Origin of the sequence: Pseudooceanicola spongiae (assembly GCF_014899185.1) — a bacterium.
Classification (GTDB): Bacteria; Pseudomonadota; Alphaproteobacteria; order Rhodobacterales; family Rhodobacteraceae; genus Pseudooceanicola; species Pseudooceanicola spongiae.
In genome coordinates this window covers 2,021,961-2,042,189 of sequence record NZ_CP045201.1, presented here as the reverse complement: position 1 = coordinate 2,042,189, position 20,229 = coordinate 2,021,961, and the positions used below count along the sequence as shown (strand labels likewise).

The window sequence follows — 20,229 nt, the reverse complement described above, 5'->3', positions numbered from 1 at the left end:
TATCGGAGGACACGACCATGCATTCCCCCCACGGCCCTCTGCGTATCGGTCTCGGCGGCCCTGTCGGCGCGGGCAAGACCACGCTGACAGCAGCCCTGTGTCGGGCTCTGCGCGATCATCTCTCCATCGGCGTCGTCACCAATGACATCTACACCCAGGAAGATGCCGAGGCGCTGGTGCGCATGCAGGCCTTGACCTCGGACCGGATTCGCGGCGTCGAAACCGGCGGCTGCCCGCATACCGCGATCCGCGAGGATGCCTCGATCAACCTGGCCGCCATCGCCGAGCTGAACCGCGATTTCCCCGATCTGGACCTGATTCTGGTGGAATCGGGTGGCGATAACCTCTCCGCCACCTTCTCGCCCGAGCTGGTGGATATGGCGATCTACGTCATCGACGTCGCCGCGGGCGAGGAAATCCCGCGCAAGGGCGGCCCCGCGATCACGAAATCCGATATCCTCGTCATCAACAAGACCGACCTCGCGCCCTACGTCGGCGCAGATCTGTCGGTGATGGAGCGGGACGCGCGCGCACAACGCGGCAGCCGTCCCTTCGTCTTCACCAACCTCAAGACTGGCGAGGGGATTTCCGAAATCCTCAGCCTGATCGAACAGATCGGCGGGCTGGCGGTCCCCGCCTGAGGTGCACAAACCCAAGCTCCAGATCCGACACGACACGCACGCCTTCGAGACGGATCGGGGGGCTGAGCACCGCCGTCCGGCGATGATCGACATCCGCCCGATTGGCTATGTCATCGGGCTGCTGGTGGCGGTCCTCGGGCTGACCATGCTGCTGCCCATGGCGGTCGATATCTACGACAACCAGGGCCACTGGAACGTCTTCGTGGAAAGCGCCGTCATCACCCTTGCCGCCGGCGGTCTGACGGCGCTTGCCTGCAAGAATGGCAACCGGGACGGGCTGACCCTGCAACAGACCTTTCTGCTGACCACCGGCGTCTGGACCACGCTGCCGATCTTCGGAGCGCTGCCGTTTCTGCTGGGCGAGACCGACGCCAGCTTCGTCGATGCCTTCTTCGAGGCGATGTCGGGCGTCACCACCACCGGCTCCACCGTTTTCACCGGGCTGGACGACATGCCGCGCGGATTGCTGCTCTGGCGCGGCATCCTGCAATGGCTCGGCGGCATCGGTATCATCGTCGTGGCCATGGTGTTCCTGCCCGAACTCAGGGTCGGGGGCATGCAGGTCTTCCGATCAGAAGCGTTTGAGACGATGGGAAAAATTCTGCCGCGCGCCCGCGCTATCGCAGCCCAGATCGCGGTGATCTACGTCGGCCTGACGATCGCCTGTCTGCTGACCTACCTCGTGCTGGGGATGGAGCCGTTCGACGCCGTGGTGCATGCGCTCACCACCACATCGACGGGCGGATTTTCCACCCGCGATGCCAGTTTCGCCGCCTTCTCCGGCAGTATGGAATACGCGGCTTCCCTCTTCATGATCCTCGCGGCGCTGCCCTTCGTGCGCTATGTGCAGCTGCTGAACGGCAACGGCCTTGCGGTGTTTCGCGACGTACAGGTGCGCGGCTTCTTCATGACCATCGGCACGCTGGTCGCGATCAGCACCATCGCCCTGCTGCAGATCTTTCCGCATCACTGGGAACAGGCGCTGCGCGAAAGCCTGTTCAACATCGTCTCGATCATCTCCGGCACCGGCTTTGCCTCGGTCAATTACATGAACTGGGGGTCGTTCCTGATCACCCTGTTCTTCTTCATCGGGCTGATTGGGGGCTGCGCGGGCTCGACCGCCTGTTCGGTCAAGATCTTCCGCTATCAGATCCTGTTCGCCTCGATCCGGGTGCAGATCAAGCGCATCCACTCGCCCCATGGCGTCTTCTCCCCCCGCTACGAGGGCCGCGCGCTGAGCGAGGAAGTCCTCGGGTCTGTCATGTCCTTCTTCGTCTTCTTCACCGTGACGCTGGGGGTGTTTTCCGTGGCTCTGGCGGCAACGGGGCTGGATTTCGTCACCTCGCTCAGCGGCGCGGCGACGGCATTGGCCAATATCGGCCCCGGTCTGGGCGACATCATCGGCCCCGCGGGCAATTTCGCGCCGCTGAACGATACCGCCAAATGGCTGCTCTGCGCCGCGATGCTGATCGGCCGGTTGGAGCTGATGGTGGTCTATGCCATGCTGACCGTGCATTTCTGGCGCGGCTAGGGGGCGAAGATTGCCGAAAATGCCGCCAATTCGCAGGATTTTGGCGATCCGCCCCACGCCGTGTTAAACTTTCTCTTGCCTGAATCGACGACTTGCCCCTTAACGAACCCAGATGCACCGGCAACGAAGCCTGCGCATCGCCTCCCGGTGATTGGGAATTCGTGAGCAAGGCCGCTCGACCCTCCGCAAACCCTGCGGTGCGTGTCAGTGGCTTTTTCTGTTTCCGACTTTCCGAATACGGAGCATATGATGAAAAACTTCCCGATGTTTCTGCGTATGAGCGGACGGCGCGTGGTGATCTGCGGTGGCGGAACTGAGGCCGCGCGCAAGACCCGCCTCGTGCTCAAGACCGAGGCCGAGATCGTCATCGTCGCCGAGGATCTCGACCCCGAGCTGGTAGGCCTCGTGGCCTCTGGCCGTGCCACCCATCTCACGCAGGCCGCGCCCGACACCTTCGCCAACTGCGCCCTCTGCTTCATCGCGACGGGGGAGGAGGAGACGGACCTCGCCTTCGCCGCGCTGGCCCGTGCCGCTGGCGCCGTGGTCAACGTGGTCGACCGGCCCGAACATTGCGATGCCTTCACCCCCTCCGTCGTCGACCGCGACCCGGTCGTCGTCGCCATCGGCACCGAGGGCATGGCCCCCGTGCTTGGCCGCTCGATCAAGACCGATATCGAGGTCATGCTGGACCCGCGCCTTGGGGCCTTCGCCGCCCTTGCAGGCCGTCTGCGCGATGCCGTGGCGGAAAAGATCGCCCCCGCTGCGCGACGTGCTTTCTGGGAATGGGCCTTTACCGGCGCCGCTTTCGACAAGCACCGCAAGGGCGATGAACACGCCGCCGCCGACATGCTGAAGGCGGCCATCGCGCAGGGCCAAGCCCCTGAAACCAAAGGCCGTATCTCTCTCGTTGGCGCAGGCCCGGGCGCGCGGGATCTGCTGACGCTGCGTGCCGTACGCCGGATGCAGGAGGCTGACGTGATCTTCTACGACCGCCTCGTCGACCCGGACGTGCTGGAGCTGGCCCGCCGCGACGCCGACCGCATCTATGTCGGCAAGGAGGTCGGTGCCCACGCCTGGCCGCAAGACAAGATCGACGCACTGATCGTGGCCGAGGCCGCAAAGGGCCTGCGCGTCGTGCGTCTGAAATCCGGTGACCCGTCGATCTTCGGCCGCGCGGCGGAGGAGATCGCAGCCGCCCGCGCCGCCGGGATCGAGATCGAGATCGTGCCCGGCATCACCGCCGCCTCTGCCGCAGCCGCCGCCATGACCCGCCCCCTGACCGAGCGCGGCGAGACGGACACCTTCGTCATCACCACCGGCACCTGCCGCCCCGCTGACGCCGCCCCCGACTGGACCCCGCTGGCCCGCCCCGGCACGACCATGGCCTTCTACATGGCTGTCGACCGCGCCGCCCAGATCGAGGCGCATCTGCTGGCCTCCGGCGTGCCCGGCGACTGCCCTGTCGAGGTTGTCTCCTCTGCCACCACCGCGCGCGAACGCTGCCTGACGACGCAGCTCGACGGGCTGGCGCAGGCGCTGGAACGCAACCAGATGACCAGCCCCGCCATCCTTCTGGTGCGCTATGCCAAGGGGCACGCGGCAATGGCACAACGCCCTGTTGCCGTCAGCTGATCTGCTGGGAATTGCCGGAATTAAAGGCAATCTCCGCCAATTTCACGGGCAATAACGGTTCCGTGATACATCTTTCTTGTCGGCGGGGACGACCTCGGCGACAAACGTGACAGACGACACCGCGAGGTGTCACAGGATCCGCCGCAATGGCGCGGCACTTTCCGTCAGATGCCCTTTCAGAGGGCCAGCAGCAATGGCGCTGCGACGTCGATCCACCCCGGTGGCATCGCGGGCGCATCGTCGTTTGCCCCGTGTGGTCCCGGACAGACATTCCAAGCGCAGCCCGGACTGACCTCCGATCTGCTCCCCTCCCCAAGACCCGAATGCCCCCTCCACTCTGATCCCCTGAAAGGAACCGACATGGCATATGTCACCCCGGCCGAGTTTGCGGCCAAGATGGTCGAAGCCGGCGAAGCCAAGATCTTCATGTCCACCAAGGATACCCTGATCCGCTCCTATATGGCCGGGGCGATCCTGGCGCTCGCGGCGGCCTTTGCGATCACCGTCACCGTCAACACCGGCAACCCGCTGATCGGGGCGCTGCTGTTTCCCGTCGGCTTCTGCATGCTCTACCTGATGGGGTTCGACCTGCTGACCGGCGTTTTCACCCTCGTCCCGCTGGCGCTGATCGCCAAACGGCCGGGCTGTGACATGAAGGGGATGCTGCGCAACTGGGGCCTCGTCTTTGTCGGCAACTTTGCCGGTGCGATGACCACGGCCGTCTTCATGACGATCATCTTCACCATGGGCTTCACGCAGGAGCCCAATGCCGTCGGCGTCAAGATCGGCCACATCGGTGAGGGGCGGACCCTCGGCTACGCCGCTGCCGGGGCAGGGGGCATGCTGACCCTCTTCGTGCGCGCCGTCATGTGCAACTGGATGGTCTCGACCGGCGTTGTCGCGGCGATGATGTCGTCGTCCGTCTCAGGTAAGATCATGGCGATGTGGATGCCGATCCTGGTGTTCTTCTACCTCGGGTTCGAACACTCCATCGTCAACATGTTCCTGTTCCCCAGTGGCATCATGCTGGGCGGCGATTTCACCTGGACGGATTACTTCCTCTATAACGAGATCCCGACCGTGATTGGCAACCTCGTCGGCGGCCTGACCTTTGTCGGCGGCATGATCTACTCCACGCACTACAAGACTTCCCCGACGCGGCCCCAGCCCTCCGCCGTCGTGAAGATGCCTGCCGAATAAGGCTCAGCAGAGGCCCTGCATCCCGTGGGGCCTCTCTCGCTTTCCCATGCCAAAGGACGCGCCAGTGACGGATGTGCTTTCGGTCTCCATCGGCCAGTATTCCTCGGCCGGGCTGAAACCGTCCAATCAGGATTTCCACGGGGCTCTGGTGCCTGAGGGACAGGCCCTGGCGCTCAAGGGTGTGACGCTGGCGCTGGCCGATGGGATTTCCTCGTCCGATGTCAGCCACCTTGCCGCCCAGACCACCGTCGCCAGCCTGCTCGATGATTACTACTGTACCTCTGACGCCTGGAGCGTGCGCACCGCCGCCACCCGCGTCATTGCCGCCACCAATGCCTGGCTGCATGCCCAGAACGCCCGCATCCCCGGCCTCGACCACGATCGCGGGCAGGTCTGCACCCTCGCCGCGCTGATCCTCAAGGGGGGCGAGGCGCATGTGCTCCACGTCGGCGACAGCCGCGTCTGGCGTCTGTCGGGCGACAGTCTGGAACCGCTGACCACCGATCACCGCCTGACGCTCTCCTCGACCGAGAGCTACCTTGACCGCGCCATCGGCCTGCGCGCCGAGGTTGAGGTCGACTATGCCCGTCTGGCCCTCCAACCCGGCGACATCTACCTGCTGACCACCGACGGCGTGCATGACCATATGGAGGCACGCTTTGTCGCCCGCACCCTGCGCGAGGTGCCCGACCTGAGCCTTGCCGCCCGCCTGATCGCGAAAGAGGCGCTGGCGCGGGGCAGCGCCGACAACCTCACGATCCAGATCGCCCGCATCGACGCCCTGCCGACGGGGGGCCTGTTCGAGACGAGCCTGCCGGTGCCGCAGGGCCTGCGTCCGGGCGATACCCTCGACGGGTACACCTTGCTGCGCAGGGTCCACGCCAACCACCGCTCGACCATCTTCCTCGCCTCGGATCCGCAGGGCGGGCAGGTGGCGCTGAAGGTTCCCGCCATCGAGATCCGCGAAGACCCCACCTACATGCGCCAGTTCCTGATGGAGGAGTGGATCGCCCGCCGCATCACCTCCGCCCATGTGCTGCGCGCCGCGCCGCCCCCCGCGCAGCGCAGCGCCCTCTATGTCGTGACCGAGTTCGTTGAGGGCGTGACCCTGCGCCAGTGGATGACCGATCACCCGAATCCCAGCCTCGATCAGGTGCGCGAGATCATCGGGCAGGTGATCCGGGGCCTGCGCGCCTTTCACCGCGGCGACATGCTGCACCAGGATCTGCGCCCGGAAAACATCATGATCGACGCCGCCGGCACGGTGAAGATCATCGACCTCGGCTCGGCCCGTGTCGCCGGTGTGCAGGAGGCCGCGCCGATGCCGCAGGAGGACCCGATCCTCGGCACCCTGCAATATGCCGCTCCGGAGTATTTCAGTGGCGATCCCGTCAGTTGGCGCGCCGATCTCTTCTCGCTCGGGGTGATCGCCTACGAGATGCTGACCCAGCGTCTGCCCTATGGCACGCAGGTCTCCAAGGTGCGCGCCCGCCGCGATGTCGCGCGCCTCAGCTATCGCTCTGCGCGCGAGGAGGGCAACGCCGTCCCCGACTGGCTGGACGATGCGCTGCGCCGCGCCTGCCACCCCGATCCCGCCCGCCGGTTCGAGGCGCTGTCGGAATTTGACGCCGCCCTGCGCCGCCCCGGTGCCGCCTACAGTCGCCGCAATCCGGTGCCACTGGCACAGCGCCACCCGCTGCGCTTCTGGCAGGGGCTCTCGGCGCTGCTGGCATTCATCTGCCTGATCCTGCTGGCAAAAATCACCACTCCCTGACCCTGAAGAAAAGGAAAACCCCCATGGACATGATGACCAAGGAAGACGTGACCGCAATGATCCTCTCGGCCAAGAAACAGGCCGGCCTGACGTGGGAGGGCATCGCTGAAAGCATCGGCATGTCGCCCGTCTGGACGCATTCCTGCGCCATGGGCATGAATGCCATGCCCGCCGACAAGGCCGAGGCGATGGTCAAGGCCCTCGGTCTGCCGCAAGAGGCCGCCTCGGTGCTGAGCGAGAGCCCCACCAAGGTCTGGGCGCAGGCCGTGCCGACCGACCCCTGCATCTATCGCCTGTACGAGATCGTCGGCGTCTACGGCCCGACCATCAAGGCGCTGATCCACGAGAAATTCGGGGATGGCATCATGTCAGCCATCGATTTCGACCTTCACATCACCCGCGTGCCGCATGAAAAAGGCGACCGCGTGAAGATCGAGATGTCGGGCAAATACCTCGGCTACAACGCCTGGTAAGCCGCGCCAGACCATAGAAAAGGGGCCATTCCGCAGCAGCAGAATGGCCCCTTGTTCACGTCAGTTCAGCGGTCGGGATCACTCCCAGCAGTTCACCAGAACGGTCATCGCCGTGGCTTTGCGCGCCAGTGTCTCGGGCGCCATCTGGCCGGTCTCGGTGCTGGTCAGCGCGCTCAGCCCTGCGGTTTTCAGCAGGTCCATGACGCTGGCCGCATCGACGGAAAAGCTGACGCCTTCGGGCAGTTGACGGCCCGCTTCGATGTTGCCGCGCAGAATGCCGATCACCGCGCCGCTGTCGTCAAACACCGCGCCACCGGCATCGCCGGGCAGGGTGTTGATGTCGAGACGGTCGATATGCTCGGCACCGTTCAGGCCCCGCACATCGGCCAGCGTGCCATAGGTCAGGCTGGGCGCGCCCAGAACCCCCTCGTAGGAATAGCCCGCGACGGCCACCTCGGCGCTGATCTGCGGCACCTGCGTCGAAAACGCGGCGACACCGGCAGGGGTGAGCGGCGATTTCGGGCGCAGCACGGCCAGCCCCGTGGTGTCGTTGACGCCGAGGATCTCCATGTCATAGCTCTCGGCCAGGGTGACACGCGAACAGCTGCTCACCGCGTCGGCCACCGTCAGCACAACACCGTCGCTGGTGACAAAGACACCGCTGCGCGACAGTTTCGGTTTGCGGATCTTCAGCCCCGATAGCAGATCGACGGACTGACTGTCGTCGATCCCGGCGCTGCTTGGCAGGACGCCCGCGAGCCGGGTAAAGCTGGCGCGCATTTCGGCCAGCATCCGGTCTCGGCGCGCATCGTCCCCCAGCGGCCAGACCAGCGTGAAGCCCTTGATCTGCCCGTCCTCAAGGCTCGCCTCGGTGTAGGAGGTGAAGCTGGCGTTGCTGCCCTGAATGGTAAAGCTGTTGCCCTTGCGGCTGCGCGGCCCGTCCTGCGGCACCACGGCCAGCGTCTGCATGATCTGATACAGCCCCGCCAGCGTGTCCGCCGTGCCGGGTTGCGAGATCAGGATGACGCGCGCCTTGGTCGCGCCGGTGGGCTCGTAAAAGGCAAAGGGCGCCTCGTATTTGTCGAAGGCCACCAGATCTGTGGGCATCTGAATGGCGATCCCGGCTTTTTCGTCGCGCACCAGACGCAGGCCAAGGTCGCTCAGCACGGCATTGTACTTGCCCAGCAGGTCGGCGCGCTGTGCGGTGGTCAGGATGCCGGTGATCTCATAGCCGTTGTCACGCTGCCAGGCGCCCATCGAGTTGCGGGTGCCCGCGCCAAACGCGCCATCAATCGCGCCGTTGTAATAGCCCGCCCATTCCAGAGCGATCTGCAACTGGTCGCGCCCCTCGCGGCTCAGCTCTTTTTCGCTGCGCAGCGCCTCGGTGGGGCTTTCGTCGGGCAGACCGCCGAAATCCGCGTTGACGTCATCGGTGCTCTGGGGCGTGGCCGCCGGCGGGGCAGGCTCGGCTGTTGGCGCGGGTGCGGCGGCGACGTTGTCCTGCGGGGCCTCGGCGGGGCGGCTGCCGCCGACCGGCCAGAATTGCCCGGCAAACCACTGCGGCTGCGCGATATAGCTGTCCTGCGGGATACGGCCTTCACTGCGCAGCACGTTCAGCACCTGATTGGCCTGATCCGGCGCATAGGGCCCAAGCGCGATGGCATAATAGCCGTTGCCAAGGCTGAAGCCGTTCACATCCTGAAGCGACCCTGTGTAGATGCGGATGCTCTGCTGGGCCTCTTCAAGGGTCGGCTGCGCCTCGATCTGCACATAGACCGGGTTGGCGGGGGTGCTTTGTGCCCAGGCCCCCTGCACGCCAAAGCTCAATGCGCATACCAGCGCAACTAGAATACGGATCATGTGGAATTGCCTCTCGCCCAACGGTCTCGACGTGTCTCGTTCCGGGGCTTGTCGCCCCTGTGTTCATGTCCGTTTAGCAAATTAACGCGCGCATGCACCCAATAAATGCGCGTCAAATGCCGTATCGCCACATTGACCCCGTGGCAGGGCACCCGTACTTAGGCGCCTGACGTCCGACTTCAGTCGCCAGAGGGGCCCTCATGTCCGAACCGCAAAAAGCCGATACCGGTATCGCGAAACCGAAAAGCTTTCAGGAGATTATCCTGAGGTTGCAGGCCTATTGGGCCGCCAAGGGCTGCGCCATCATGCAACCCTACGATATGGAGGTCGGGGCTGGGACTTTTCACCCCGCGACCACCCTGCGCTCGCTTGGCAACCGGCACTGGGCTGCGGCTTATGTGCAACCCTCGCGTCGCCCAACAGATGGGCGTTACGGCGAAAACCCGAACCGGTTGCAGCATTACTACCAGTATCAGGTGCTGATCAAACCCAGCCCGCCCGATCTGCAGGCCCTCTACCTCGGCTCGCTTGAGGCGATCGGCATCGACATGGACATGCACGACATCCGCTTTGTCGAGGACGACTGGGAAAGCCCCACCCTCGGTGCATGGGGTCTCGGCTGGGAGGTCTGGTGCGATGGCATGGAAGTGTCGCAGTTCACCTACTTCCAGCAGGTCGGCGGCCACGACTGCCACCCCGTCTCGGGCGAGCTGACCTACGGGTTGGAGCGTCTGGCGATGTATGTCCTCGGCATCGATCACGTCATGGACATGCCCTACAACGACCCTCAGTCGCCCATCGCGCTCAGCTATGGCGATGTCTTCCTGCAGAACGAACAGGAATACTCGCGCTGGAATTTCGACATCGCCAACACCGAGATGCTGCTGAAGCATTTCGAGGATGCCGAGGCCGAATGCGCCGCAATCCTGGCCCACCCGGTCGAAGATCCCAAGACCGGCAAGCGCATCGTCATGGCGCAACCCGCCTATGACCAGTGCATCAAGGCCAGCCATCTGTTCAACCTGCTGGACGCGCGTGGCGTGATCTCGGTCACCGAACGTCAGGCCTATATCGGCCGGGTGCGGACGCTGGCGAAAGCCTGCGCCGATGCCTTCGTGCAGACCGAAGCCGGCGGCTGGACCCCCGAAGCCGTCGCGTAAAGCAGCGCGGACAGGGGTTTTCGCCGGGCCAACAGGGGGCGCCTCAGGGCCCCCCAACCAGACAAGGAAGGGCCTGACACCATGGGGAAAATCCTCGTCATCTTCACCCTGCTCAGCGCTGTGCTGGTCGGCGGCGCCGTCTATTACCTGCAGGTCTATGCCTATTACGAGGAGGTCGCGGCCACGGGCACCGACGACGTCATGCTGACCCGCCTCGACACCGGGCAGCCCGAAGCCATTCCCTACGCCGAGTTTCAGGCCATCGACGCGACCTCCTCGCCGATCCGCTACCGGGGCTGTTTCACCACCCAGGCCTCGACCGTGAGCCTGTCGCAGGCTTACGCCCCCTACCCGGATGCGCGCCCGATCGAAGGCCCGCGCTGGTTCGGCTGCTATGACGCGGATGAAATCGGCGACGCGCTGGAAAGCGGTCAGGCGCAGGCCTTCCTGTCGATTGAAAACGTGCACTACGGCGTCGACCGGGTCGTGGCGCTGTTCGGCGACGGCCGGGGGGTTGTCTGGCACCAGATCAACCACTGCGGCGAAGTCGTCTTTGATGGCCGCCCGGCACCCGAGGGCTGCCCGCCGCCGCCCGAAGGCATCGCCCGCCAATAACGGCCCGCCGCCGCATCCCAGCCCCTCCGCGCGCCCACCCGCGCCCGGTCAGATGTTGCGCCAGCCCAGCGGCTCTGTTGCGCTGTACCTTACGCAAAGCGGAACTTTTCGCGCCCCCCTGCGCTGTGTCTGCAAGCAGGAGGTCGCAATACATGTCATCCACCCCACCCAATTCCACCAAGGATCAGGCCCCCGCCTGGGTCGTTCCGGCCATGCGCGCAGGCTACGCCGCACGCGGTTTCACCTATCTGATCCTCGGCACACTCGCCTGCCTTGCCGCGCGTTCTGGCGCGCAGGCCAAGGGCACCAGCGACGCGTTCAGCGCCCTGCGTGATGAACCCTGGGGCCTTGCGATGCTCTGGGCGCTGGCGGTCGGCCTGCTGGCCTTCGCCGTCTGGCGGGTCATCGACGGCTACATGGACCTCGAGGAAGAGGGCAAAGGCGCCAAGGGCCTGATCGCCCGCGCGGGCCAGATCATCACCGGCATCCTGCACGCAGGCCTCGCCCTGACGGCGGCACGCATCGCCCTCGGCCTTGGCGGCAGCTCGGGCGGGCAGGGCGAGGACAAGGCGCAGAGCCTGTCCTCATGGCTGCTCACCAAGCCCTATGGCTCCGAGATCATCATCGCCATCGGGGCCGTGACCTGTGGCGCCGGGATCTACTATTTCTACAAGGCCTGGTCCGAGAAATACCGCACCGCCCTGCGCGCCAGCCCCGTCGTCGAAAAGCTGGAGCCGATGATCAAGGCCGGCCTCGTCGCCCATGGCATCGTCATCCTGATGATCGGCGGCTTTCTGGTCTATGCCGGTCTTACCGCCGACCCCGATCAGGCCGGTGCCATCGGCAAGGCCTTCGAGACGGTGCGCACCCAGCCCTATGGCCAGATTCTGCTGGCGCTGCTCGGCCTCGGCCTCGCCTTCTTCGGTCTGTTCTGCTGGATCGAGGCGATCTATCGCTTCGTGCCGCGCCGGGTGAAGCCCGGAACCGAAAGCCTCGCCTCGCGCCTGAATGCCAGATCGGCACGCCGCGCGGCCGAGAGCGCGCTGAAGGCGGCGGACCCAACCACCACCTGAGCGGGCATTTCCCTGCCATTCAGCGCCAGCCCATCAAATATCCCTGAAAATTCGCCCCGCCCCGTCTGGACCACAGGGCGGGGCTTCGCTATCCAGCGTGCCACGGAACAGGCGTTTGCCAGTTGTCAGGCCCGGGCCCTTCGGCCCAAGGCGGGAAGGAATACCATGCCGGATCTTCTGATCGAACTTTTCTCCGAGGAAATCCCCGCGCGCATGCAGGCGCGCGCAGCCGAGGATCTGAAGAAACGTATCACCGACGGCCTCGTCGAGGCTGGCCTGACCTACGCCGGTGCCGCCGCTTTCCACACGCCCCGCCGCCTGACGCTGGCGCTCTCCGGCCTGCTCGCCGAAAGCCCGACCCTGCGCGAAGAGCGTAAAGGTCCGCGCACCGACGCCCCCGAAAAAGCCATCGAGGGCTTTCTGCGCGGCGCCGGTCTGACCCGCGACCAGCTGCAGGAACGCGACGACAAGAAGGGCGCCGTCTTCTTCGCCGTGATCGAAAAACCGGGCCGCCCGGCCGCCGAGATCGTCGCCGAAGTCCTCGACACCACCATCCGCAATTTCCCCTGGCCGAAGTCGATGCGCTGGGGCGAGGGCGCCTTGCGGTGGGTGCGCCCGCTGCACTCGATCCTCTGCATCCTGACGGATGAGGCAGGGGCCGAGGTTGTCCCCCTCGACGTCGATGGCATCAAGAGCTCCAACACCACCGAGGGCCACCGCTTCCTCGCGCCCGGCCGCTTCCCCGTCTCCTCCTTCGACGGCTATGTGACTGAGCTGAAACGCCGTTTCGTCATTCTGGACGCGGCTGAGCGCGCCGACCACATCTGGCAGGACGCCACCAATCAGGCCTTCGCCAATGGCTTTGAAGTGGTCGAGGATCGCGGCCTGCTGGCTGAGGTCGCAGGTCTTGTCGAATGGCCCGTCGTCCTGATGGGCGAGATCGGGGCAGACTTCCTTGGCCTGCCGCCCGAGGTGCTGCAAACCTCGATGAAAGAGCACCAGAAGTTCTTCTCGGTGCGCAATCCCAAGACCGGCCGGATCGAACGCTTCATCACCGTCGCCAACCGCGAAACCCGCGACCACGGCGCAACCATCCTCGCTGGCAACCAGAAGGTCCTCGCCGCCCGCCTGTCGGACGCGAAATTCTTCTGGGAGAACGACCTGCGCGTCGCCAAGACCGAAGGGATGGAGGCCTGGACCGCCGCCCTCTCCAACGTCACCTTCCACAACAAGCTGGGCAGCCAGTCCGAGCGGATCGAGCGTATCGCTGCCCTTGCACGCGAAATCGCCCCCGCCCTTGGGGCCGACCCGGATCTGGCCGAAAAAGCCGCCCGCGTCGCCAAGGCCGACCTCAGCTCGGAAATGGTCTATGAATTCCCCGAGCTGCAGGGCCTGATGGGCCGCTACTACGCCGAGGCCGCTGGCCTTCCGGTGGAGGTCGCCGCCGCCTGTCAGGAGCATTACTCGCCATTGGGTCCGACCGACGACGTCCCGACCGCGCCCGTCTCCGCCACGGTCGCACTGGCCGACAAGCTCGACACGCTGACTGGCTTCTGGGCCATCGACGAGAAGCCGACAGGCAGCAAGGACCCGTTTGCGCTGCGCCGTGCGGCGTTGGGGGTTATTCGGTTGCTGCTGGCGAATGATGTCCAAATGGATTTGCTCGAAGTCTTGTCAACTTCAATCGCATCTACTCTTCAGGATCTCGGTTTCTCAGGAAAGCTCTTTGAGAAGTACGACATCGATGCATCGAAGACTAAGTCCGCTGACTTTTACGCGCAAACGGAACTTGAGACAGTTCATGAAAAGCTGAGCAAAGATAGTATTTTGAAATTGGCGCACGATCAAATGCTGTGCTGGGAAGCTGATGGTAGCAAGGTCTTGAAGCCTGTTGAGGATGTCGCCGCCGACCTCCTCGCCTTCTTCCACGACCGCCTCAAGGTCCACCTCAAGGACGAGGGCATCCGCCACGATGTCATCGACGCCTGCCTCGCCATGCCCGGCAATGACGATATCACCCTGCTGGTCAAACGCGCCCGTGCCCTTTCGGATGCGCTGAAGACCGACGATGGCGTCAACCTCGTGCAGGGGTTCAAGCGCGCCAACAACATCCTCAGCCAGGCCGAGGAAAAGGACGGCGTCGCCTACGAATTCGGGGCCGACATCAAGTTCGCCGAGGCCGAGGAGGAAAAGACCCTCTTCGCCGCGCTCGAGGCCGCCGAGCCGAAGATCGCCGCTGCGCTGGAGGCAGAGGATTTCGCCGCCGCCATGGCCGCCATGGCCGCTCTGCGCGCGCCCATCGACGCCTTCTTCATGGCTGTGCAGATCAACTCGGACAACGACGTCGTGCGCCGCAACCGCCTGAACCTGCTGTCGACCATCCGCACCACGGTCCTCAAGGTCGCTGACCTGACCCGGATCGAGGGCTAAACCCCCCGGCGCGCCTCGCCAAGGGCGCGCCATTGGTCGGGCTTGCGCGGTGCGCTGCCCGACTTTCCCTTGCCCTGTTGCGCCACCTCGCTATGCTGCAGCAAGAAGAGCAGGTGCCGCAGTGCAGCAAGACGACCCCAACATCACCCTCATCACCGAAACCGCGCCGATTGCGACACAAACGCACGGTGGGCGGGCGAAATGCCTGCAACGTCTGGTTCGGCTGAACCTGCCGGTGCCGCGCACCGTCGCGCTGTCCTTCGCCTCGGTGCACGACATTGCCGAGGGGCGGATGCCCAACCTCGCGCAATTGCTAGCACCCTTCGGCGCGCACCCGCTGCTCTGCGTGCGTCCCTCGTCTGAGGACCCTGACTGGGGTGGGCCGAGCGCGGTTCTCAACCTCGGCATCAACGACACCGTCCATGCCGCCCTCTCGGCCAAGCTGGGCGAGGAAGCCGCGACGCGTCTCTATAACCGCTTCGTGCGCACCTACGCCGTGCACGTCGAACGCCTCGACCCGGACATGTTCTCGGACCTGCCCGACCACGGCCCCGATGCGCTGGCCGAATCCTTGCGCGCCTACCGCGAGGAGACGGAGGAGGACTTCCCCCAGGACCCTCGCGTGCAGATCACCGCCGTGCTGAAATCCATGGCCCGCGCCTGGCGCGGCACCACCGCCCGGCTGCTGCGTCAGGCCAAGGGTGCGCCTGCGGATGCCGGCCTCGGCCTCGTCGTGCAGGAGATGGCGCTCGGCCTCGGACGGCATGGCGAATGCGGCTCCGGCGTGATTCAGCGGGTCTCCTCCGGCACCGGCAAGCCGCGCTTTACCGGCCGCTATCTCAGCCAGAGCCAGGGCCGCGAGGCGCTGCAGCGGGGCAAGCAATCGCTATATCTCGCGCGCGATGCACGCGGCGAATCACTGCAGGATCTGGCTCCCGAAGCCTTTGATAAGCTTGTCGAATATACCGAACTGATGCGGTTTCGCCTGCGCGAGGAAATGCAGGCCGAATTCACCATCGAGGACGGCCAGCTCCACATCCTCGACGCCCTGCGCGTCAGCCGCACCTCGCGCGCGGCGGTGCGTATCGCGGTCGCTCTGGCCGAGGATGGCGTGATCCCGAGGGAGGAGGCGATCTGCCGCGTCGACCCCCGCGCGCTCAGCGAAATGCTGCACCGCCAGATCGACCCGGAGGCCAAGCGCGACGTCATCGGCAAGGGCATCGCCGCCAGTCCCGGCGCCGCCACCGGCAAGATCGTGTTCTCCGCCGCCGCCGCGCAGGCCAGTGCTGCGCGCGGTGAGGCCTGCGTTCTGGTGCGCCGCGAAACCGGCCCCGAGGATATCCGCGGCATGCATGCCTCGGTCGGCGTCGTGACCGAGCGGGGCGGCATCACCAGCCATGCCGCCGTCATCGGGCGCGGCCTCGGGCTGCCCTGCGTCGTTGGCGTGACGGGTCTGCAATTCGACATGAAGAACCAGTTCATCAAGGCCCGCGATGGCCGCGTTTTCCGCGGCGGCGACCTGATCACCATCGACGGCAGCGACGGCGATATCCTCGCGGGCGAGACGCCGTTGCACGAAGCCGCGCAGGACGACGCCTTCCAGTCGATGCTGTCCTGGGCCGAGGAGTTCTGCGACATTGGCATCCGCGCCAACGCCGACACCCCCGCCGACGCGCTGGTGGCACGCAAGTTCAACGCACAAGGCATCGGCCTCTGCCGCACCGAACATATGTTCTTCGACCCCGGTCGCCTGACCGTGATGCGCGAGATGATCTTCGCCGACGCCCCCGCCGATCGGCGCACCGCCATCGACCGCCTGCTGCCGATGCAGCGCGCCGATTTCATCGAACTGTTCCGCATCATGCAGGGCCAGCCAGTCTGCATCCGCCTGTTCGATCCGCCCCTGCATGAATTCCTGCCCTCGGACCGCGCCGGTCTGCGTGAGCTGGCCGAGGCCCTCTCGCTGCCCCTGTCCGATGTCACGCGCCGCGTCGAATCTCTCAGCGAATACAATCCCATGCTGGGGATGCGCGGCGTTCGCCTCGGGATCACCATCCCCGAGATTTACGACATGCAGGCCCGTGCGATCTTCGAGGCGACCATCGCCGCCAGCCGCGACGGAGCGCCCGTCGTGCCCGAAATCATGATCCCGCTCGTCTCGGCCAAGCGCGAGGTCGAGCTGGTCAAGATGCGCGTCGATGCCGTCGCCGCCGCCGTGCGCACCGAGACCGGGCGCGACTTCACCTACCGCCTCGGCGTCATGGTCGAGACACCCCGCGCCGCCCTGCGCGCGGGCGAGATTGCGCCCTTCGCCGCCTTCCTGTCCTTCGGCACCAACGACCTGACGCAGATGACCTACGGGCTGTCGCGCGATGACGCGGGCAAGTTCATGTCCGAGTATGTCAAGCAGGGCGTCTACCCCGAGGATCCTTTTCACACCCTTGACACCGAAGGGGTCGGTGAACTGCTCATGATTGGGGCACAACGGGGCCGCGCGGCGCGTCCCGATCTGACCCTTTCGATCTGCGGCGAACACGGCGGCAATGCCGAATCAATCGCCTTCTGTCGGGCCGCCGGGTTCGACTATGTGTCCTGCTCACCCTTCCGGGTTCCCGTCGCAAGACTGGCTGCAGCGCAATTGAATATCCGTCCGACCCTGCCGCCGAGGGCATTTAAAACATCTTGAGTTTCAGGTGGTTAACACTTTCTTAACACCTTGTCCGGCCGCCGGCGGCAGTATCTTGCCTGTCAAAATCCCCTCCTAGGGTAGACGGTTCCATCACTTTTCGTTAGGTAGCCGGACCGTTGGCGATCAGCCAGACGCTGCGTCAGGGGACCAGAACATGAAATTCAGTGCTGCTTTCTTCATTTTACTTCTCGCGATCGCGCCGCCCGCGATCGCCGAAAATACAATGACCGACGCGATGAAGGTCGAGCAGCAGGCGATGCAATCCGTTTCCAAAAGCCGCCTCGCTTCCTTCCTGACGACCCCCAAGGTGACGACGCCGAAGACCAGTCCCGTGGTCTACAGTCGCGAGTGGCTCTCGAGACAGCCCGCCGGCAAGGGCGACGACTCCTTCCAATGCCTCGCTGAGGCGCTCTACTTCGAGGCCCGCGGCGAAAGCGTCAAAGGGCAGTTCGCGGTGGCCGAGGTCATCCTGAACCGTGTCGACAGCCCGGACTTCCCCAACAGCGTATGCGGGGTCATCCATCAGGGCACAGGTCGCAAATATGCCTGCCAGTTCACCTACACCTGCGACGGCCGCAAAGAAGTCATTGGCGAACCGATTGCCTATGCCCGCGCTGCCAAGATTGCCGCGATCACGCTCAAGGGCACTGCGCGCCCGCTGACCGAAGGCGCCACCTTCTACCACACCCTGCACGTCAAACCCCGCTGGGCGAAGAAGTTTGAAAAGACGGCCGCCATCGGTGTGCACCAGTTCTACCGGATGCCGACCCGCACCGCCCAGAACTGAGACGACCAGACCTGAGACGACCAGACCTGAGACGACCCGCCACCGCCCGAGGGACCGCAATCGGACCCGGGGCCGCACCACGCGGGTCCAGCACCAGCCCCCTGCGCCGCTGAGCGGCGCTTGACAGGGCAGGGGATGCCCCCACCGCTCCACAGCCTCCCGCTTCGGCCCTGCGCGCCTATGTGCCGCTTTTCGCGCCGACAGGACTTTGCCTTTCCGCCAGTCTTCTGACATGAAGACGGGCGATCCCTGTCCGGCCTGCATCCCAGCAGGTCGGCCATGCAGGGATCCGCAGACGGGCAACGCGCGGGGCAACCAGATGAGCGACCATATCAGTCAGGCCTTCGATCATCCGCTGGCGCGGTCACGCGCGCTCTCCGGTGACGCGCCCGCCGACCGGATCTCGCTGCGTGATCATCTGGCCGAGGTCGAGATCGGTGCCTTTCAGTCCGAACGCGGCACCATGCAGCGCCTGCGCTTCAACATCGTGGTCGAGGTGCGCCACGCCCATGCCACGCTTGAAGACGACGTCGACCGCATCCTCTCCTACGACACGCTGAGCGAAGCGATCGAGGAAGCTCTGGCGGCCGAGCGGCTCAATCTGCTGGAAACCCTCGCCGATCACATCGCCGCCCTGATCCTGAGCGAACCACAGGCGCTGCGTGTCTTCGTGCGTATCGAAAAGCTGGATCGCGGTCCCGGCGCCCTCGGGGTCGAGATCGTGCGCGCCCATGATGACGCCCAGCCGGTGGCCGAAGCCGCGCTGACCCACAAGGGCCCCGACCCGCTGATCGTCTTCCTGTCCGAGGCCGCGACGCGCTCTGACCTTCTGCGCGGCTGGCTGGACCAGTTGCAGGCCGCCGCCCTTCCGGTGATCCTGTGCTGTGGGCCAGGCGACGCACCGCGCCCCACATCCGCCTCGGCCCTCGTGCAGCGGCGCATCGATCTGCTGGCCATTGAACAGGCCGCCTGGGTGCTCGCCGGCAAGGACCGCCGCTGCGTCGTGGTCAACACCCGGACCGAGCTTGACTGGGCGATGAAGCAGGGCCAGATCAGCCTATGGGCGCCCTCCAAGATCGTGCTGGACGCCGTGGGGGACCGCCCCGAAAGCATCGGCGACGGCGCCTCTCTGGCGCTCTGGTTCGCGGGGGTGATGAAATCCACCCATATGCTGATCATCGGCGACACGGTCCCGGACCTCGCGTCCAGCACCACCGACGTGACCCGCGCCAGCCTCGACGACGTGACCCTGACATTGCCTTGACGCGGCCCGTCTCTCAGGCATTCAATATCTTGGTAAGAATGCTGTCGCAAAACACCTAGAGATCAGCGCGAAGGCTTCCCATGACCCGTATCTACTATCGCCCCATCGTTCAGGGTGGCATGCCCCGCCCCGAGGGCGCCTTGCCCCTCTGCGGCGGTCCGCTCTGGTTCAATCAGATCGAAATGATCACCCGCAGCGGCATCAAGGTCACCACGGCCGAGGATCTGCCCGAGGACTGGTCACGCCGCCTCTGCCGCCCGCGCCCGGCGCTGGCGGGCCTGCCGATGGACCGGCCTCTGGTCATGGGCATCGTCAACACCACGCCCGACAGCTTCTCCGACGGGGGCCAGCACGACGGGCGTGACGCGGCTGTCGCCCATGCCCGCACCCTGCTGGCCGAGGGGGCCGATATCATCGACGTCGGTGGCGAAAGCACCCGCCCCGGTGCCGCCCTGATCGATCCGGACGAAGAAATCCGCCGCACCGCCCCGGTGATCGAGGCCCTGCACCAGATGGGCGCGCGGATCTCCATCGACACCCGCAAGGCGCAGGTCGCCCGCGCCGCCTACCGCGCCGGTGCCAGTTTGATCAATGATGTCTCCGGCTTCACCTATGACCCTGACCTGGCCGAGGTCGCCGCCGCCACCGCCCTGCCGGTCTGCGTCATGCACATGCGCGACACCCCCGGCGACATGCACCTCGCGCCGCACTACGGCAACGCCCTGCTGGAAACCTATGACGAGCTTGAGGCCCGCATTCAGGCGGTCGAGGCGCAGGGCATACCGCGCGCCCGCATCCTCGCCGACCCCGGCATCGGCTTTGCCAAGACGCTTGAGCATAACCTCGAAATCCTCAACCGGCTGTCGCTGTTTCACGGTCTCGGCTGCCCGCTGCTGCTGGGGGTGTCGCGCAAGCGCTTCATCGGCACCATCGGTGGCGCCGAAAGCGCGCGCGACCGCGCCCCCGGCTCGATCGCCGTGGCGCTGGCCGGGGTGTCGCAGGGGGTCCAGATGCTGCGCGTGCACGACGTCGGCGAAACCACGCAGGCGCTGCGGCTCTGGCAGGCGGTGCACACCGGCGCCTGGTCGCCCGCCAGCTAA

15 protein-coding genes are annotated in these 20,229 nt (G+C 65.5%); 14 read left to right on the top strand and 1 reads right to left on the bottom strand.

Annotated features, from left to right (window positions below; translation table 11 throughout):
• Positions 1 to 17: 17 nt before the first annotated feature.
• The 6 genes from ureG (at position 18) to cynS (ending at position 7,251) form a co-directional block, all read left to right on the top strand.
• Entirely contained in the window at positions 18 to 641 is a 624-nt protein-coding gene (gene ureG / locus F3W81_RS09615) for an urease accessory protein UreG (RefSeq protein WP_193083363.1), read from the top strand.
• Between the two features lie 82 nt (positions 642 to 723).
• Positions 724 to 2,172 carry a TrkH family potassium uptake protein gene (locus tag F3W81_RS09610; protein WP_193083760.1) on the top strand — a complete coding sequence of 483 codons (1,449 nt, stop codon included), beginning with the start codon at positions 724 to 726 and terminating at the stop codon, positions 2,170 to 2,172.
• 249 nt (positions 2,173 to 2,421) lie between these two features.
• Positions 2,422 to 3,804 (top strand): siroheme synthase CysG, encoded by a 1,383-nt coding sequence (gene cysG / locus F3W81_RS09605; RefSeq protein WP_193083362.1) that lies wholly within the window; start codon positions 2,422 to 2,424, stop codon positions 3,802 to 3,804.
• 360 nt (positions 3,805 to 4,164) lie between these two features.
• A complete protein-coding gene (locus F3W81_RS09600; protein WP_193083361.1) occupies positions 4,165 to 5,004 on the top strand; it encodes a formate/nitrite transporter family protein in 840 nt (279 codons plus the stop codon).
• A 64-nt stretch (positions 5,005 to 5,068) separates the two neighbouring features.
• Positions 5,069 to 6,778: a bifunctional protein-serine/threonine kinase/phosphatase gene (locus tag F3W81_RS09595; protein ID WP_226941933.1), complete on the top strand. Its 1,710-nt coding sequence runs from the start codon at positions 5,069 to 5,071 to the stop codon at positions 6,776 to 6,778.
• Between the two features lie 23 nt (positions 6,779 to 6,801).
• Positions 6,802 to 7,251 carry a cyanase gene (gene cynS, locus F3W81_RS09590; RefSeq protein ID WP_193083359.1) on the top strand — a complete coding sequence of 150 codons (450 nt, stop codon included), beginning with the start codon at positions 6,802 to 6,804 and terminating at the stop codon, positions 7,249 to 7,251.
• Between the two features lie 78 nt (positions 7,252 to 7,329).
• Here the strand turns inward: cynS and F3W81_RS09585 are convergent, their stop codons facing one another.
• The gene (locus F3W81_RS09585; protein ID WP_193083358.1) at positions 7,330 to 9,111 is read right to left on the bottom strand and encodes a serine protease; all 1,782 of its coding nucleotides are present in this window, start codon (positions 9,109 to 9,111) and stop codon (positions 7,330 to 7,332) included.
• A gap of 200 nt (positions 9,112 to 9,311) precedes the next feature.
• Between F3W81_RS09585 and F3W81_RS09580 the strand changes: the two genes are divergently transcribed.
• From F3W81_RS09580 to folP, 8 genes are all read left to right on the top strand, one after another.
• On the top strand, positions 9,312 to 10,271 hold the full coding sequence (locus F3W81_RS09580) for a glycine--tRNA ligase subunit alpha (RefSeq protein WP_193083357.1): 960 nt from the start codon (positions 9,312 to 9,314) through the stop codon (positions 10,269 to 10,271).
• Between the two features lie 81 nt (positions 10,272 to 10,352).
• Positions 10,353 to 10,886 carry a DUF6446 family protein gene (locus F3W81_RS09575; RefSeq protein ID WP_193083356.1) on the top strand — a complete coding sequence of 178 codons (534 nt, stop codon included), beginning with the start codon at positions 10,353 to 10,355 and terminating at the stop codon, positions 10,884 to 10,886.
• A gap of 152 nt (positions 10,887 to 11,038) precedes the next feature.
• On the top strand, positions 11,039 to 11,959 hold the full coding sequence (locus tag F3W81_RS09570) for a DUF1206 domain-containing protein (protein WP_193083355.1): 921 nt from the start codon (positions 11,039 to 11,041) through the stop codon (positions 11,957 to 11,959).
• Between the two features lie 165 nt (positions 11,960 to 12,124).
• Entirely contained in the window at positions 12,125 to 14,389 is a 2,265-nt protein-coding gene (gene glyS / locus F3W81_RS09565) for a glycine--tRNA ligase subunit beta (protein ID WP_193083354.1), read from the top strand.
• A 121-nt stretch (positions 14,390 to 14,510) separates the two neighbouring features.
• Entirely contained in the window at positions 14,511 to 17,075 is a 2,565-nt protein-coding gene (locus tag F3W81_RS09560) for a putative PEP-binding protein (RefSeq protein WP_193083353.1), read from the top strand.
• Between the two features lie 157 nt (positions 17,076 to 17,232).
• Positions 17,233 to 17,865 carry a cell wall hydrolase gene (locus F3W81_RS09555; protein ID WP_193083352.1) on the top strand — a complete coding sequence of 211 codons (633 nt, stop codon included), beginning with the start codon at positions 17,233 to 17,235 and terminating at the stop codon, positions 17,863 to 17,865.
• A gap of 319 nt (positions 17,866 to 18,184) precedes the next feature.
• The gene (locus F3W81_RS09550) at positions 18,185 to 19,129 is read left to right on the top strand and encodes a dihydroneopterin aldolase (RefSeq protein ID WP_193083351.1); all 945 of its coding nucleotides are present in this window, start codon (positions 18,185 to 18,187) and stop codon (positions 19,127 to 19,129) included.
• Between the two features lie 80 nt (positions 19,130 to 19,209).
• The gene (gene folP, locus F3W81_RS09545; protein ID WP_193083350.1) at positions 19,210 to 20,229 is read left to right on the top strand and encodes a dihydropteroate synthase; all 1,020 of its coding nucleotides are present in this window, start codon (positions 19,210 to 19,212) and stop codon (positions 20,227 to 20,229) included.